Below are 16327 nucleotides of genomic sequence, written 5' to 3'. Positions count from 1 at the left end.
CGGCGGACGAGGCGAGCCCTGTCGGCCCTCCGGCGATCGGAGGCGGGCGGGCGACGAGTCCAGGTCCGCGCTCAGGTGCGGGCTGTGAACGCGCGCCTGGAATCGGTCGGCGGGCGCCTGCCCCGGTTCCGTGGCCGTCTGCACGACGCACGGACCGCGACAGTGGTCGGCCGCTTGCTGGGCGCCGCCGTGGCCGTGTGCTTCGTGACCGGGCTGATCAGCCACTACCTCCAGCAACCGCCGGGCTGGGCGGCGAACGTGCTGCCCAGCCGCCCGGTCTGGGGCTACCGCCTCACCCAGGGCCTGCACGTGGCGACCGGCATCGCCGCGATCCCGCTGCTGCTGGCCAAGCTGTGGACGGTCTACCCCCGGCTGTTCGGCTGGCCGCCCGTGAAGTCCGTGGCGCACGCGCTGGAACGGCTGTCCATCGCGGTACTGGTGGCCAGCCTCCTGCTGGAGATCTTCACCGGGTTGCTGGACACCACGCAGTGGTACCCGTGGCCTTTCCCGTTCCGGCAGACGCACTTCGCGCTGGCCTGGGTGGCGATCGGCTCGGTGCTGCTGCACATCGCGGTCAAGGCGCCGGTGATCGCGGCCCATTGGCGTCGCGGCTCCGCTCCGGCCGACCCGGACGCACCCGATCGCAGGTCCTTCGTCGCCGCCGTGCTGACCGCCGTGGGCGGGGTGACCCTGGCGACGGTCGGGCAGTCGTTCACCCCGCTCAAGGCCACCGACCTGCTCGCCCCGCGCCGCCCCGGCGACGGCCCGCAGGCCCTTCCGGTCAACCGAACGGCCGCGCAGGCGGGCATCACCGGCACCCGGCTCGCCGGCTGGCGCCTGCGCGTCGCCGGACCGACCCCGTACGAACTGACCTACCGTCAACTCACCTCGCTGCCACAACGTTCCGCAGTCCTGCCGATCTCCTGCGTCGAGGGCTGGAGCCAGAACGCGCACTGGACGGGCGTACCGCTGCGGGACCTGCTCGACCGCGCGCAGGCGCCGCACGACGCACGGGTGCGGATCGTCTCCCTGGAGCGCGGCGGCAACTACGCGGTCACCGAGATGGGGGCCTCGTACGCGCGCGACCCGCTGACGCTGCTCGCGGTGTCGCTGGGCGGACGCCCCCTCGACCACGACCACGGCTACCCCGCGCGCGTCATCGCCCCGAACCGGCCCGGGGTGCTCCAGACCAAGTGGGTCACCAGGATCGAGGTGTTGACGTGAGGACATGGTTCGTACGAGGGGCGTGCGGCGCTCTGGGGCTCGCGGCGATCGGCGTGGGGCTCTCGGTCCTGCTGACCGATCCCTACATCCGCGATCCGTGGGACGTCGTGCGGTGGCTGGTGGGCGCGGTGCTGCTGCACGACGGTGTACTGGTGCCCGTGACGCTGGGGGTGGGCGCGCTGCTCGTGCCCCGCGACGGCCCCCGGCGCGGGCCGCTGCGCGCGGGGCTGTTGACGGCGGCGTGCCTGACGGTGGTCGCCCTCCCCGCGATCCTCACCCCGCGTCCGTCGGCCAATCCGACGGTGCTGCCGCTGGACTACGTCCGCGACTGGCTGGTCGCGGTGGGGGTGGTGGCGGGAGCGACGGGGGTGATGGCCGCCGTGCGGGCACTGCGGAGGCGGCGGTAGGCCGGGGCGGGGGGCGGTCCGCTCGGGCGGTCGGTCGCGGCGGGGCGGGGCGGCTCCAGGTCACCGGTCACGGGTCGCGGCGGGGCGGTCGGCTCAGGCGGTCGGGCGCAGGCTGACGAATCTGCGGCCGTCGCACGTCCAGTGCTCCACCGGCGCCCACCCCGCGGCCTCCGCCGCCTCGACCACACCCGCGCTGCCCACCCGCGCCCACGGGAACTCCTCCCCGTACCGCCCGAAGGCGTCCTCCACCCGTACCGTGAACCGCTCGTCGACGTCGTACGCGTCCGCCTCGACCAGCAACACCCCGCCCTGTGCCACGAGTTGACGCACCCGCCGAAGCAGCGCGGCCGGGTCGCCGCCGATCCCGACGTTGCCGTCGGCGAGCAGCGCGGTGGCCCAGCGCCCCTCCCCCGGCAGCGGTTCGAAGACCGAACGCCGCAGCACCGCCCCGCCCATCCCCCGCGTCCTGGCCACCGCCGCCGGGCTCACGTCGAGCCCCAGCGCGGGCAGCCCGTACGCGGTGAGCGCGGCGACCAGCCGGCCGGGCCCGCAGCCGATGTCCAGCACGGGACCGCGGCAACGGCGCAGCAACTCCGTGTCGGCGGCGTCCGGTTCGGCACACCACCGTTCGACTTCGAGCGGCAGCATCCAGCCGTCGCTGCGCCGCAGGAAGAGCGGCCCGCGGCCGGTGCGCAAGGCGTGGGCGTAGGGGTCGTCCACCCAGGGCGTGCGTCGCTGACGTGACGTCAATTCCGATGTCGTGCTTGCGTTCATGAGGCGGCGAACCCCGCCAGCCGGGAGGCGAAGCGCGATCCCGGAGCCTGCCGCGCCACCGCGGTCGCGTCGGCGGCGGTGTCCACGTCCCGCAGCCGCGGCAGATCCCGCACCCGCAGTCCCGCCCCGGTCAGCCGCGCGCGCTGGACGGCGCCGGTGTGATCGGTGGACATCGGCACGCCGCGCAGCAGGGCCGGGTCGGGCGCGGCCAGCCCCAGCGCCCAGAAGCCGCCGTCCCGCGCGGGCCCGAACCAGGCGTCGCACTCCCGCCAGGCGTCCGGCGCCAGCACGGGCGCGAGGAGGTCCGTGGTGATCTGCGGGGTGTCCATGCCGACCAGCAGCGCGGGTCCGTCCGCGTGCGCGGCGAAGGCCGCTGCGAGCCGTTCGTCCAGCCCGCCCCCGGCCTGCGGCAGCACCTCGAACCCGGCGGGCATCCAGGGCCCGGGCCGTCCGTCGAGCACGAGCACCCTGCGCCGGGCCGGCGCCCGCGAGACGACGTCCAGCGTGTCGCGGAGCGCCGCCTCGGCCAGCGCGGCGGCCTGACCGGGCGAGTACGGCGGCGTCAGCCGGGTCTTCACCCGCCCCGGAACCGGTTCCTTGGCGATGACCAGCAGCGTGGTCGGGCCGGTCGGGCCCAGTCCCGGGCTCGGGCTCGGGGCGGCGGCCGGGCCCGGGGCGGCGGTCGGGATCGAAGGCGGGGTCGGGATCGTGGTCGGGGCCGCGGTGCCGCGACTGTACGGGACGCTCATCGGATCACCGTCCCCGCCGCCGTGCGCGGCAGCGCGTCGCTTCCTCTTGCCGCCGGTGGACGGTCGAGGACCGCGCGCATGTCGCGCACCGCGTGCCAGGTGCCGCGCCACGTACCGGTGACCTTGGAACGGCCCGCGCGCGGCGCGTACGACACGTCCAGCTCGCGTACGCGCCAGCCCGCGTCTGCGGCGGCGACCACGGTCTCCAGCGGGTAGCCGGAGCGCCGGTCGGTCAGCCCGAGGGCCAGCATCGGTTCGCGGCGGGCGGCGCGCATCGGGCCCAGGTCGTGCAAGCGCAGGCCGGTGCGGCGGCGGATCAGGCGGGCCAGTTCGCGGTTGGCCAGCCGCGCGTGCACCGGCCACGCGCCGCGCGCGGTGGGCCTGCGGCGGCCCAGCACGAGGTCGGCGTCGCCGTCGAGTACCGGGCCCGCGACCCGGGGCAGCTGCACGGGGTCCAGCGAGGCGTCGCAGTCGAGGAAGCACACGACCTCGGCGGTGGCGGCGCGCAGCCCGGCGTGGCAGGCGGCGCCGAACCCGCGTACCGGCTCGTGCACGACGTACGCGCCGAGCGACGCGGCCAGCCGCGCGGAGCCGTCGGTCGAACCGTTGTCGACGACGATCGCCCGCCAGCCGGACGGGATCCTTTCCAGCACCCAGGGCAGAGCCGCGGCCTCGTCCAGACACGGAAGCACGACGTCGACGGGCGCGGGAACCCGGCTTCCGCCGGGTGAGTGAGGGGTATCGGTCACGCGCTTCACCTTACGAAGACGAAATTCGCGAACCGGACATGCGATCCTTACGAAACACGGACGTGCGACCGTACGAGCACCTCGCGCCGTCCGTCCGGCCGACCCCGGTGCGAGACTCGTAGCGTGACCGTGAACCCTCTGCCCAGCTCAGCCGACCACCCGGACACCGGGGACGGCGGTCCGGCGACCCACGACACGGCGCCCGCCGCCGCGGATCCGCCTGCGCGGCCGGACGCCGCGCCTTCGGGAGAGGCCGGTGCGGGAGCGGGTGGGAGGGACGCGGGTGGCGCGGGCGCGCCGCGGCGGGTGCTGGTCGTGGACGACGACCCGACCGTCGCCGAGGTCGTGACCGGCTACCTGCAACGCGCCGGGTTCGCGGTGGACCGCGCCGCCGACGGGCCGACCGCGCTCGCCCGCGCGGCCCGGCTGGCCCCCGACCTGGTGGTGCTCGACCTGATGCTGCCCGGTCTCGACGGCCTGGAGGTCTGCCGCCGGATACGCGAGCGCGGACCCGTTCCGGTGGTCATGCTGACCGCGCGAGGCGAGGAGGACGACCGCATCCTGGGTCTGGAGGTCGGTGCGGACGACTACGTGACCAAGCCGTTCAGCCCCCGCGAACTGGTGTTGCGCGTGGAGTCCGTGCTGCGCAGGGCGGGCACGCCGCCCGCGCCCGGGCCATGGCTGCGCTCGGGTCCGCTCGCCCTCGACCCGGCGGCCCGCCGCGCCACTCGTGACGGCGACGAACTTTCGCTGACGATACGGGAGTTCGACCTGCTGGCGTTCTTCCTGCGGCACCCGGGTCGAGTGCTGGGCCGCGAGGAGCTGATGCACCGCGTGTGGGGCTGGGAGTTCGGCGACCTGTCCACCGTCACGGTGCACGTACGGCGGCTGCGCGAGAAGATCGAGGCGGACCCGGCCCGCCCCCGCCTGATCAGCACGGTCTGGGGCGTCGGCTACCGCTTCGACCCGCCGGGCGCGGAGGGCGAGGACGTGGAACCGGGCGCGGAGTGCGAGGACGTCCAACCGGGCGCCGGCGCCGGCGCCGAGTCCGGGGACGTCTCCCGTACCGGGACCGCAACAGCGGCGGGAACCGGGGCCGTCGCCGGAGCCGGGTCGACGGGCGTGGACGCGGCGGAGGCCCGCGGTGTCTGACCTCGCACAGATCGCCCTGTACGCCGCCGCGGGTGCCGCAGCGGCGGGGCTGCTCGGGGCCGTGGCGCTGCGGCTGCTGCGGCATCGTTCGGTGGCGCTGTCGCTGGTGGTCGTCGCCGCGGTCACGGTGGCCGCGTTCCTCGCCGGGACCCTCTCGGTGGCGTGGGCGATGTTCCTTTCCTCGCACGACCTGCGGGTCGTCGTCCTGGTCTGCGTGATGGCCGGCATCGTGTCGTTCGCCGTGACACTGGTGCTCGGACGCCAGGTCGTCGCGGGCAGCAGGGCGCTGACGGCCGCGACCCGGGCGCTGGGCGACGGCGGGGGCAGCACGCCCTTCGCCCCGCCCCACACCGCTCCGACCGCCGAACTGGCCGAGCTCGGGCGGGAGTTGGCGGCCACCAGCGCCAAGCTCGCCGCCTCCAGGGACCGCGAGCGCGCGCTGGAGGCGTCCCGCCGCGAACTGGTCGCCTGGATCTCGCACGACCTGCGCACCCCACTGGCCGGACTGCGGGCGATGGCCGAGGCGCTGGAGGACGGCATGGTGCCGGATCCGCCGCGCTACCACGCCCAGATCCGCGCCGAGGTCGAACGGCTCAGCGCCATGGTGGGCGACCTGTTCGAACTCTCCCGCATCCAGGCCGGAGCCCTGCCGCTGAGCCCCTCCCGGATGTCGGTCTACGACCTGGTGGGCGACGCGATCTCCGGAGTCGGCGCCCTGGCCCGCGAACGCGGCGTCCGGCTGGTCGGCGCGGGCGTCGAACCGGTGCCGGTCGAGGTCGACGGCCGCGAGATGACCCGCGTCCTGGCGAACCTGCTGGTCAACGCGATCCACCGGACCCCCGCCGACGGCACCGTGGCGGTCGCCGCACGGCGCTGGCAGGAGTCGGTGGTGCTGTCGGTCACCGACGGCTGCGGCGGCATCCCGCCCGAGGATCTGCCGCGCGTCTTCGACACCGGCTGGCGTGGCACGGGCGCCCGCACGCCTCCCGCGGGGGCAGGACTCGGGCTGGCCATCGTCCGCGGCATCGTGGAGGCCCACCGGGGCCGCGCGCTCGTCACCAACGTCCCCGGCGGCTGCCGCTTCGACGTCGTCCTGCCCGCCGCGCCCCACTGAGCCGCCCCCAACTGGCCCCGCCCGCCCGACGTGCGGACCGAAGACGCCGAAGTATCCGCCGGGATCCCCCGGAATCCCGCCGGATTCCGGGATGGGGTTCAATCTCCCCATGGACGATCTCGTGGTGGTTCGGGTCTTCACCGGCCCCGAGGGCACCGGCGGCAACGAACTCGGCATCGTCTACGACGGCCCCTCCGTCGCCGACCGCGCGGAGCGGCAACAGCTGGCCACCGAACTCGGCTACAGCGAGACCGTGTTCCTCGACGATCCCGACGCGGGCGTGGCCGACATCTACACCCCCAGCGCCCGGCTTCCCTTCGCGGGCCACCCCCTCGTGGGCCTCGCCCGGCTCCTGCGGGACCGCGGCCGGCCGGTCGACGTCCTGCGTCCTCCGGCGGGCGAGGTCGCCGTCCGCCACGACGGCGACCTGACGTGGATCACCGGCCGCGCCGCCTGGGTGACAGGCCGTCGCACCGAACGCTTCGACTCGCCCGCCGACATCGACGCGCTGCCCGCCCCGCCGCCGGGCGAGGGGTGGCTGTACGCCTGGGCCTGGCAGGACGAGACCGCGGGCCTGGTGCGCGCCCGCGCCTTCCCGCGCCGCGGCGACGACATCGTCGAGGACGAGGCGACCGGTGCCGCGGCACTCCTGCTCACCGCCGAACTCGGCCGTCCCCTCGACATCCGCCAGGGCACCGGCTCCCAAATCCTCACCCTGCCGCACCCCGACGGCACGATCGAGGTGGGCGGCCGGGTCACCGACTGACGGCGGTCCGTCCGGCCGGCGTGACTGGTGCGGTCGGTTCGGCCGACGCGGTCCGTTCGCTCGGCGCGGCCGGCGTGATCGGCGTGATCGGTGCGCGCATCGGGGCGTGCGCGAACTCCGCCATGCCGTCGGCGAACCCGATCCGGGCCGACCATCCCAACTCGTCGCGAATCCGCTGCGAGGAAGCGGTGACGTGCCGCACGTCGCCGAGCCGGTACTCCCCCGTCACCACCGGCGGCGGCCCGCCGAACGCCTCGGCCAGCGCGCCGGCCGCCTCGCCGATGGTGTGCGGTGTGCCGCTGCCGACGTTGTAGGCGCGCAACGTGCCGGGCTCGATCCGCGAGCCGAGCGCACCGAGCGCCGCGACGTTCGCGTCGGCGACGTCCCGTACGTTGACGAAGTCCCGGCGCTGCCCGCCGTCCTCGAACACCCTCGGCGCCTCGCCGCGTTCCAGTGCCGACCGGAACAGCGACGCGACCCCGGCGTACGGGGTGTCGCGCGGCATCCGGGGCCCGTAGACGTTGTGGTACCGCAGCGAGACGGCGGTGCCGTGCGTCGCGCGGGCCCACGCGGCGGCCAGGTGCTCCTGGGCGAGCTTGGTGGTCGCGTAGACGTTGCGCGGGTCGAGCGGCGCGTCCTCGGCGACCTGCCCCGGCGAGAGCGGTTCGCCGCAGTGGGGGCACGGCGGCTCGAACCGTCCCGCGTCGAGGTCGGTGACCCGCCGCGGCCCCGGCCGGACGGTGCCGTGGCGGGCGCAGTCGTAACGCCCCTCGCCGTAGACCACCATCGACCCGGCCAGCACGAGTCCCGGCACCCGCTCCTGCCCCATCGCCGCCAGCAGTACGGCCGTCCCGAGGTCGTTGCTGCTCACGTACTCCGGCGCGTCGGCGAAGTCCTTGCCGAGGCCGACCATCGCCGCCTGGTGGCACACCGCGTCCACCCCGCGCAGCGCCGCGACGACGGCGGCCCGGTCCCGGACGTCGGCCCGCACCACCTCCACACCGGGTAGGGGTGGTGGCGGGGGCGCGCCCGCTCCGTGGGCGGTGGGCGACAGGGCGTCCAGGACCCGTACCTCCTGTCCGGCCTCGGTGAGCGCCGTGACGACGTGCGAGCCGATGAAGCCCATTCCTCCGGTGACCAGTACCAGCATGGGCCGACCGTACGGCTAGCGCGGCGCGCCCGGGTGCCCGGCGGGCGGCGCGTCACGGTTCCGTAAGACCCAGGGAGCGCCGACCTGCGGGGCCGACCACGCGGAGCGTCATCCCAGGACGGCGGTCGCCGGTTCCCGCGCGGAAGCCTCCGAGCGCTGTGGCCTCAACTCAGCGCCGGTATGCGGCAGGTGAGCGTGGCCGCGTCGGCGTCGAGGTCGGCCGGCACGCCGAGCGGCACGGTCAGGCTGCTGTCGCCGTGCCCGAAGCCCAGTTCCTCGATGACGGGGACACCGAGGCCGCCGAGCCGGTCGAACAGGACGTCGCGCACCTCCTCGTAGGGGCCGCAGTCGCGCCACGACCCGAGCGCGATCCCCGCGACGCCGTCCAGCAGTCCGCAGCGCAGGAGTTGGGTCAGCACGCGGTCGAGCCGGTACGGGGACTCGCCGACGTCCTCCAGCGCGAGGATGCCACCGTGCCCGCCGCGTCTGGCCTTCGGTGTGCCGGCCTCGGCGGCGAGCAGGCTGGCGCAGCCGCCGAAGGTGACGCCGGTGGCGGCGCCCGGCACCATGGCCCGCGCGGTGGCGGAGGTCAGCGTGCGCACCGCCTCGGGCTCGAAGAGCGTGCGCCGCAGGTGCTCGCGGGTCGGGCCGTCCTTGGTGAACGCCACCCCCGACGCCACCGGTCCGTAGAGCGTGGCGAGTCCGAGCCGCAGCGCGAACGCCTCCTGCAGCGCCGTGATGTCACTGAACCCGCACAGCACTTTGGGTCCGGCGGCACGCAACGCGTCCCAGTCCAGCAGATCGACCATGCGCTGGACGCCGTAACCGCCGCGTGCGCAGAAGACCGCGGTCACCTCCGGGTCGCACCAGGCGTCTTGGAAGTCCCGTGCGCGGGCGGCGTCGTCGGCGGCGAGGTAGCGGAACCGATGGTCGCGGCCACGAACGTGGGGCATCACCACCGGGTCCAGGTCCCAGCCGACGAGGATGTCGATCCCGGCGTCGAGCCGCTCGGCGACGACCGGCCCACTGGGCGCGACGACCGCCACCCGGTCGCCGGGGCGCAGACGCGGCGGCCTGGTCAAAGGGAACGCGGTGGTCATGTCGTCAGCTCCAGGGTCGGCACGCAGGGCGGGGTGAATCCGAACGTCTGCCCGTAGAGGGAGAGTTCGGCTTCGAGGCAGGTCACCATCGTCTCCTGCCTGCGGAAGCCGTGCCCTTCGCCCTCGAAGGTCAGGTACGCGTGCGGCACTCCCCGGCCCGCGGCGCGGGCGAGGAAGCCCTCCGACTGCGCGGGCGGGCAGATCGGGTCGTCCAGTCCCTGGAGCAGCAGGAAGGGCACGCGGATCCGGTCGGCGCGGTTGGCCGGCGAGCGGTCCTCGTAGCGCTCGGGGACCTCGGCGAGGGGTCCGATCAGCGTCTCCAGGTACCGCGACTCGAAGTCGTGGGTACCGCCCCGGGCCCATCCGGCGAGGTCGAGCACCGGGTAACTGATCGTGCCGCAGGCGAAGGTGTCGACGCTGGTGAGGGCCGCGCCGGTGGTCCAGCCGCCCGCGCTGCCGCCCCTGATCGCGAGTCGGTCCGGGTCGGCCAGGCCCTCCTTGACGAGGGCCTCGGCGACGGCCACGCAGTCCTCGACGTCGACCACGCCCCACTGGCCCTTGAGGCGGTCGCGGTAGGCGCGCCCGTATCCGGTCGAGCCACCGTAGTTGACCTCCGCGACACCGATGCCCCGCGACGTGAAGTAGGCGATGACCAGGTCGAGCACCAGTGGGGCGCGGCTGGTGGGGCCGCCGTGCACCCAGATCACGTAGGGCGGCAGTTCGCCGTCGGGCGCGGTGAAGCGGGGGTTGTGCGGCGGATGGACGTGGGCGTGGACCTCCCGGCCGCCGGGGCCGCTGAACACGCGCGCCACCGGGTCGGGCAGCATGTGCGGATCGACGGTGTCCCGGTGTGCGGCGGCCACGACGCGGGAGTGCCCGGTGCGGGTGTCGAGCTCCACGATCTCGTGGCCGGTGCTCGCGGTGGCCGCGACGCCGGTGATCCGGGTCCCGTCCGCGGCGAGGGTCGCGTCCCATTCGCTCCATGGGCCGGGGGCGTCGGTGATCTCCCCGTCGGCGGGGTCGAGGATGCCGAGCCGCAGTGCGCCGCGCCCGTGCAGGACGGCGACCAGTCCCCCGTCCAGCGGTGCGAACCAGCGCGATCCGATACGCCACGCGGGCCCCGCGAACTCCTCCTCGCGCGGACAGAGGTTGACCGCCTGACCGCTGACCGGGTCGACGCGGTACAGATTCCACCACCCGGTGCGGTCCGAGACCGCGAGCAACGCGCCGTCGCCGGTCCATTCGGCCTGCGCGACCGACTCGTCCGGCCCGCCGATGAGCGTGCGGATGCCGGCGAGCCCGGTGTCCGTCACCTCCGCGATCTTCAACTCCGTGCCGTCCCACGGCATCCGCGGGTGATCCCAGGCGATCCACACCGCCGTCCGCCCGTCCGGCGAGATCCGGGGTGTGGTGACGAACCGGTGTTCGCCGCCGCTCAGTTCGCGCACCCGCGAGCGGTCCTCGGCGGCCGAACCGTCCAGCGGCACCGCAGCGACGACCCGCCGCACGTCGCTCGCGCCCTCACCGGTGAACTCCTCCAGCACGCACCACACCTCGTCGCCTCCCGGCGAGATCCGCGGCTCGGCCCACCGCAGTCCTCCGCCGATGTCCGACACCGGCGTCAGCGGCCGGGGCTCGGCACCGGGCACGTCGGGTTCCCAGCCGTAGAGCCGCTGGTCGTCGAAGTGCACGAAGACGATCAACGGGTTCTGGCGGGAAGGGCCTTGCGGCGCGGCGGCCCAGGGCACGCCGCCGTACTCGATGACACGCGTGCGCACGTTCCACGGCGCGGGCAGCACGGACCGCTCGGTGCCGTCCTGCGACCGGCGGCGCATGAGGGTGCGGCGCCCTGCCTCCGCGGGGCGGGGCGCGGTCCACCACAGGTCCTCGCCGACGATGCCGAGGTGCTCCGGGCGTCCGTCGTGAGACGCCGCCGTCAGCGCGTCGATCGGTGACTCCCAGGCGCCGTAGGGGGCGGTTCGGGCGGTCATGGCAGTTGGCTCCTTGTCTTGGCGGCGGCGCGCTCTCGCGTCGCTGGCTTACCGGCTCATGAAGCGGTCGAGGACCCGGACTCCGAAGTGCAGCGCCTCCACCGGAACACGTTCGTCGACTCCGTGGAAGAGCGCCTGGTAGTCGAATCCCGGTGGCAGCTTCAGCGGTGAGAATCCGTATCCGGTGATGCCCAGACGCCCGAACTGCTTGGCGTCGGTGCCTCCGGACATGCAGTACGGCACCACGTGGGCTCCGGGGTCGAAGTGCTCCAGCGCCTCCCGCATCGCGGCGAACGTCGGTGAGTCGATCGGCGCCTCGAGCGGTCGCTCACGGTGATGGAACTCCCAGTCCACCCGGGACCCGGTGAGGCGGTCCAGGGTCTCGGTGAACTCCTCCTCGCCGCCGGGCACGATCCGGCCGTCCACGTGGGCGGTGGCCTCTCCCGGGATCACGTTGAGCTTGTAACCGGCGGAGAACATCGTCGGGTTGGAGCTGTTGCGGACGGTGGACTCGACCAGCGCCGCGCTCGGGCCGAGTGCTTCCAGCAGGGCTTCGACGGCGCGTTCCAGACCGTCGGGCGAGGCCGCGTCCAGGTCGGTGTCGATCTCGTGCAGGGCGGCCAGTTCGGCGAGCGCGGCTCGCACGGTCGCGCTGAGCCGGACCGGCCAGTGGTGTTCGCCGATCCGCGAGACGGCGGCGGCCAGGGCGCTGACGGCGTTCTCCCGGTTGACCTTCGAGCCGTGCCCGGCCCGGCCCTTGGCCGTCAGCTTCAGCCAGGCGGTGCCGCGCTCCCCGGCGGCGACGGGGTAGAGCCGCAGGCCGGATGCGGTGTGGAAGGTGAACGCGCCCGACTCGCTGATGCCTTCGACACAGCCGTCGAACAGATCGGCGTGCCGGTCGGCGAGGAATCCGGAGCCGTGGACGGCGCTGTCCTCCTCGTCCGCGGTGAACGCCAGCACGATGTCCCGGCGCGGCCTGCGGCCTTCTCTGGCCCAGGCGCGTACGGTGGCGAGCACCATCGCGTCCATGTCCTTCATGTCGACGGCGCCGCGCCCCCAGACCACGCCGTCGCGCACCTCGCCGGAGAAGGGGTGCACGCTCCACTCGTCGGGCTCGGCGGGCACCACGTCGAGATGACCGTGGACCAGCAGGGCTCCGGCCGAGGGGTCGCTGCCCTCGATACGGGCCACCACGTTGGCCCGGCCCGGCGCGGACTCCAGGACGCGCGGTTCGATCCCGGCGTCGGCGAGGCGTTCGGCGACGTACTCGGCGGCGGGCCGCTCGGCACAGTCGCCGCCGCCCCGGTTGGTGGTGTCGATGCGGATGAGGTCGGAGGTGAAGCGGACCACTTCGTCCAGGGCCTGCTGCCCCGGCGGCGGAGCCGGGGGCAGGTCCAGTGTCGACTCAGCCATAGTGTTCCTCCACGTGTGAAGAGACCAGCGTGGTCACGGCCTTGAAGGCGCGGATGCCTTCGTACATGGTGTCGGTGGTGTAGCGCACCCGCCGCTCGCCACACTGCTCCACCAGGGGCACGACGGTCGCCGCGCAGACCAGGTGGGAGGCGTCGAACTCCACCTCGACGGTGAACGGCCCGGCCTGGACCGGCTCGTGTCGCACGGCGAGTTCGGCGCCGCGCCGCGCGGCTTCCCTGATCTCGGCCGCGGTGCGGGCCGGCGGGCGGCACACGGCCGCGTAGCGGGACACGTAGTCCTTGACCGCGACCGCCGGTGCCCGCGGTGCGTAGCTCCTGGCGTCGAGTCCGGTCCTGTCGTCACCGGTGACCAGGACGACGGGGACGCCGTACTCGGCGACGACCAGGGAGTTGAGTCTGCCCTCGCCCGCGGGCTCACCGTTGACCCAGACACCGGTGATCGAGTTGGCGAGGTAGGTGTGGGCCAGGACGCCTTCGGTGCCCGCGCCGGTGTGGTAGCCGAGGAAGGCGACACCGTCGACGTCCCCGTGCTGGACGCCTTCGACCATCGACAGGGCTTTGTGACGCCCCGTGAGCATCACGGCCCGCTCGTCCAATTCCTCCAGGAGGAGGTTGCGCATCGTCCAGTGGGCCTCGTTGACGAGGACCTCGTCCGCGCCCCCGTCGAAGAACCCGGCGATGGCCGCGTTCACGTCGGAGGTGAACATCCGTCGGCACCGCTGCCACTGCTCGGTGCCGGGCAGCACGTCAGCGGGCCAGGTGACGCCGGTGGCGCCCTCCATGTCGGCGGAGATCAGAATCTTCATGGCTCGGACGGTACGCGGCGGCCCGAACGGACACCAGGCCTGTGGATAACTCTAGAGGTCTAGACCTCTAGAGTTATCCACAGGCCTGGTGCGATCCGCCCCTCGCTCACAGACTCGATTTCATGAACTCACTCTCAGCGACCAGCCACAAGCCACTGGGTCGGCAGGCCGGTCCTGGACGACCCGTCCGCCCGGCACTCCGTCATCACCAGGTCAGCGCGCGCGCTCGCGAGCGCCGAAAGGCCGGTCTCCTGCAGCAGTTCGGGCACGGTCTCGTCCTCGGTCTCCGCGGGCGTGAGCCCGTGCGCGAAGACCCTGGCGATCTTCGGCGGGGGCCCACCCGCGTCCCGGACCGCGTCCGCGATCACGGTCTTGGCGACCGCGAGCGCTTCCACGATGAAGGCCCGGCCGCGCCGCCCGGCCGGCGTGGCCACGGCTGCGGCGATCGCGGGACGCGCCGCAGGTTCGCTCTGGTGGATCACCGCGCGCAGGTGGACGTCGGCGTCCCCCAACTCCGCGTGCAGGGCACGGACCTGCTCGGGCTCGGCGGCGTTCAGCTGCCGGAACTCCGCCGTGCCGGACGGGTCGGCCCGCCGGGCGTGTTCGACGACGACGCGGGAGAGGTCCACCCCGGCCGCACGTGCGAACCGCTCCGCCAGGAAGCGCGTCGTGGCGCAGCTGCCGCACCCGAGGTCGACCACGGGCTTCGAGCCGTCGACGAACGGCTCGAAGAGTGCCAGGTGGGACTTGACGCTCAGCGACGCGTCGTAGTCCCGGACCGCGGTCTCCCTCCAGAAGCTCTCCCACGCCTCCTTGCAGCGGTCCGGCACGGCCATGCGAACTCCCGGGGAATCGGCGCCGACGGCCTCTTCCCGAGCGACGCCGAACAGCCTGCGCGCGCCGCTGTTCCAGTGGAGGACCGGGCCGTCGCCGTCCACGACGACCACGGCGAGCGGAACGCGCCCGGCCGGCTGGGCGGAGTGCTCCCCAGGCGGGCGACGCTCCATGGTTCCGGGGACCCCTTCCCCCTGTCGGGACCGCGGCCGCGGTCGGCGCCTCGCCCCGGCCGCGAGACCCGTGGCGCCGAATACCACGGTAGAGGTGACGCATCGGGCTGCGGAGCGCGAAGCGCAAATCGGCGTACGCCCGCGCGCGGCACCTGTTGCCGGGCGGGGGACGAACAGCGTGTTAGCGTCCCGTACGCGGTAGGAGAACTGGGGAAGACCGGGAGCAATCACCATGACCACCCTCGAACCGGCGTCTCGCGCCGTATTCTCGCCGCGTCGGCAGGCGGTGGCGGCCTGGCTGCGCGACCCGGTCGTGGCGTCCGTGCTGCTGGCGGCGGTGCTGCACGTGGTGTGGGCGGTCTTCCTGGCCACCGAGGGTGGCGACCTGGCGGCGCAGTACGCATGGACGGAGTTCGCGGACCGCAACCCCGGTTCCGCGTACAACCTGTCGTGGTACGGCGGCATGCATCCGGTGTCGTACAGCGTGCTGACCCCGTATCTGATGGCGGCGCTCGGGGTGCGCACGACCGCGGTGATCGTGGGGACGGCCTCCGCCGCGATCTTCGCGCGCATGCTGGTGCGCACCGGGGTCCGGCGCCCGATGGTCCCGGCGCTGTGGGGGGCGTTCGCCCTGTGGTGCGACAGCGCCTCGGGCCGGGTGACGTTCGCCGTCGGCGTGTTCTTCGGGCTGGCTGCGGTCTGGGTCGCCTACGAGTCGTGGGGCAGCAGGGCGTGGCGCGGCGCGGCGGCGGCCGGGCTGGGGGCGCTGGCGACCATGTCGAGCCCGGTGGCGGGGCTCTTCGTCGAGGTGGTCGCGGCGGCGCTGTTCTTCACCGGCAGGCGCAAGGACGCCTACGCGATGGCGGCGGGGCCGGTGCTGGTGGTGGCGGCCACCACGATTTTCTTCCCGTTCTACGGGGTCCAGCCGTTCTCGCTGGCGGGGGCGCTGCTGCCGATCGGGGTGTCGTTGCCGCTGGCGCTGTGGGCACCGAAGTCGTGGCGCCCGGTGCGAATCGCGGCGGCGGCGTACTGCCTCGGGGTGGCGCTCACGCTCGCGGTGCCCTCGCCGATCGGGAGCAACGTGGTCCGGCTGGCACTGCTGTTCGCCGGGGCTCTGCTGCTGGCGGCAGCGGCGGGACGCCGCCACCTGGCGCCGAGGAAGGTGCTCGCGCTCTACCTGGCCTTCGCGGTGGCCGCGGTGTGGCAGATCTTCAAGCCCGTGCAGGACTTGCTGGCGACCGCCCCGGCCGCCGGATGGGCGTCGTACGCGCGGCCCCTGGAGGGCGAGTTGCGGCGGCTGGACGCGAGCCAGGGGCGCGTGGAGATCGTGTCGGCGCAGACCCATTTCGAGTCGGCGGGCCTGTCCCCCTACGTGGACCTGGCGCGCGGCTGGAACCGCCAGGTCGACGTGGAGCGCAACCCGCTGTTCTACAACGGGACGCTGACCGCCGCGTCCTACCACGACTGGCTGCGGCGCTGGGCGGTGAACTACGTGGTGCTGCCCGACGCGACGCCGGACAACGCCGCCGTCGCCGAGGCGCGGCTGGTCTCCGAGGGCCAGCCCTGGCTGCGGCAGGTGTGGCAGGACCCGCACTGGCGGGTGTACCGGGTGACCGACCCGGTGCCGTTGGCCGCCGCGCCGTCCAAGGTGGTGCAGGCAGGCGAGAGCGAACTGTCGTTGCGGGTACCCGCTGCCGGCTCTGTGCTGGTGCGGATCACCTGGTCGCCGTGGCTCGGAGTCCTCGGCGGGGGCCACGGATGCCTGGAACAGGACGGGGAGTGGACGATGTTGCACGCCTCCGGCCCTGGCCTGTTCCGGATCGGGGCCCGCTACCAGTTGCCCCGGGGCACACCCTGCCCGACGCGGTCCGGGTCCTAGCGGGGCGGACGGCAGCCGCCGCCCCG

At 74.1% G+C, this 16327-nt stretch carries 15 protein-coding genes and 1 pseudogene; 6 read left to right on the top strand and 10 right to left on the bottom strand.

Annotated elements, in window-relative coordinates; translation table 11 throughout:
* Nucleotides 1–84: 84 nt before the first annotated feature.
* Nucleotides 85–1224: a molybdopterin-dependent oxidoreductase gene (locus tag CK485_RS21905; protein WP_241968524.1), complete on the top strand. Its 1140-nt coding sequence runs from the start codon at nt 85–87 to the stop codon at nt 1222–1224.
* On the top strand, nt 1221–1631 hold the full coding sequence (locus CK485_RS21900) for a hypothetical protein (RefSeq protein WP_109453576.1): 411 nt from the start codon (nt 1221–1223) through the stop codon (nt 1629–1631). The genes CK485_RS21905 and CK485_RS21900 overlap by 4 nt, the downstream gene beginning before the upstream one ends.
* A 93-nt stretch (nt 1632–1724) precedes the next feature.
* Here CK485_RS21900 and CK485_RS21895 read toward each other — a convergent pair whose 3' ends face one another.
* From CK485_RS21895 to CK485_RS21885, 3 genes are read right to left on the bottom strand one after another with little or no spacing between them, the layout of a single operon-like run.
* Nucleotides 1725–2351, bottom strand: coding sequence for a methyltransferase domain-containing protein (locus CK485_RS21895; protein ID WP_342673495.1), 627 nt, complete (start codon nt 2349–2351; stop codon nt 1725–1727).
* Between the two features lie 50 nt (nt 2352–2401).
* Nucleotides 2402–3154 carry a DUF2064 domain-containing protein gene (locus CK485_RS21890; protein WP_109453574.1) on the bottom strand — a complete coding sequence of 251 codons (753 nt, stop codon included), beginning with the start codon at nt 3152–3154 and terminating at the stop codon, nt 2402–2404.
* On the bottom strand, nt 3151–3903 hold the full coding sequence (locus CK485_RS21885; protein WP_199239472.1) for a glycosyltransferase family 2 protein: 753 nt from the start codon (nt 3901–3903) through the stop codon (nt 3151–3153). Before CK485_RS21885 ends, CK485_RS21890 begins: the two co-directional genes overlap by 4 nt.
* 306 nt (nt 3904–4209) lie before the next feature.
* On the opposite strand from CK485_RS21885, the gene CK485_RS21880 reads away from it, so the two are divergent.
* The 3 genes from CK485_RS21880 to CK485_RS21870 all read left to right on the top strand — a co-directional run bounded on the left by CK485_RS21880 (nt 4210) and on the right by CK485_RS21870 (nt 6935).
* Nucleotides 4210–5055 (top strand): response regulator transcription factor, encoded by an 846-nt coding sequence (locus tag CK485_RS21880; protein WP_109453572.1) that lies wholly within the window; start codon nt 4210–4212, stop codon nt 5053–5055.
* On the top strand, nt 5048–6169 hold the full coding sequence (locus CK485_RS21875) for a HAMP domain-containing sensor histidine kinase (protein ID WP_109453571.1): 1122 nt from the start codon (nt 5048–5050) through the stop codon (nt 6167–6169). The genes CK485_RS21880 and CK485_RS21875 overlap by 8 nt, the downstream gene beginning before the upstream one ends.
* A 109-nt stretch (nt 6170–6278) precedes the next feature.
* A complete protein-coding gene (locus CK485_RS21870) occupies nt 6279–6935 on the top strand; it encodes a PhzF family phenazine biosynthesis protein (RefSeq protein WP_109454322.1) in 657 nt (218 codons plus the stop codon).
* Here the strand turns inward: CK485_RS21870 and CK485_RS21865 are convergent.
* The 7 genes and pseudogenes from CK485_RS21865 to CK485_RS30210 all read right to left on the bottom strand — a co-directional run.
* Nucleotides 6925–8085, bottom strand: a complete 1161-nt coding sequence (locus CK485_RS21865) for an NAD-dependent epimerase/dehydratase family protein (protein WP_109453570.1) — start codon at nt 8083–8085, stop codon at nt 6925–6927. The genes CK485_RS21870 and CK485_RS21865 overlap by 11 nt on opposite strands.
* 164 nt (nt 8086–8249) lie before the next feature.
* Complete coding sequence (locus tag CK485_RS21860) at nt 8250–9185, bottom strand: LD-carboxypeptidase (RefSeq protein ID WP_109453569.1); 936 nt, start codon at nt 9183–9185, stop codon at nt 8250–8252.
* Entirely contained in the window at nt 9182–11176 is a 1995-nt protein-coding gene (locus CK485_RS21855; protein WP_109453568.1) for a prolyl oligopeptidase family serine peptidase, read from the bottom strand. The genes CK485_RS21860 and CK485_RS21855 overlap by 4 nt, the downstream gene beginning before the upstream one ends.
* A 48-nt stretch (nt 11177–11224) precedes the next feature.
* Nucleotides 11225–12589, bottom strand: a complete 1365-nt coding sequence (locus CK485_RS21850) for a M20/M25/M40 family metallo-hydrolase (RefSeq protein WP_109453567.1) — start codon at nt 12587–12589, stop codon at nt 11225–11227.
* On the bottom strand, nt 12582–13415 hold the full coding sequence (locus tag CK485_RS21845; RefSeq protein WP_109453566.1) for a M55 family metallopeptidase: 834 nt from the start codon (nt 13413–13415) through the stop codon (nt 12582–12584). The genes CK485_RS21850 and CK485_RS21845 overlap by 8 nt, the downstream gene beginning before the upstream one ends.
* A gap of 134 nt (nt 13416–13549) precedes the next feature.
* On the bottom strand, nt 13550–14116 hold the full coding sequence (locus CK485_RS30215) for a class I SAM-dependent methyltransferase (RefSeq protein ID WP_342673504.1): 567 nt from the start codon (nt 14114–14116) through the stop codon (nt 13550–13552).
* A 105-nt stretch (nt 14117–14221) separates the two neighbouring features.
* Nucleotides 14222–14422: pseudogene (locus CK485_RS30210) on the bottom strand (PAS domain-containing protein); the annotation flags it as partial.
* 232 nt (nt 14423–14654) lie between these two features.
* Here CK485_RS30210 and CK485_RS21835 point away from each other — a divergent pair.
* Nucleotides 14655–16301: a hypothetical protein gene (locus tag CK485_RS21835; protein WP_109453565.1), complete on the top strand. Its 1647-nt coding sequence runs from the start codon at nt 14655–14657 to the stop codon at nt 16299–16301.
* The last annotated feature ends 26 nt before the right edge of the window (nt 16302–16327 follow it).

The organism is Streptomyces sp. ICBB 8177 (assembly GCF_003144095.1).
Lineage (GTDB): Bacteria > Actinomycetota > Actinomycetes > Streptomycetales > Streptomycetaceae > Streptantibioticus_D.
This window is presented reverse-complemented; position numbering and strand designations above follow the sequence as displayed.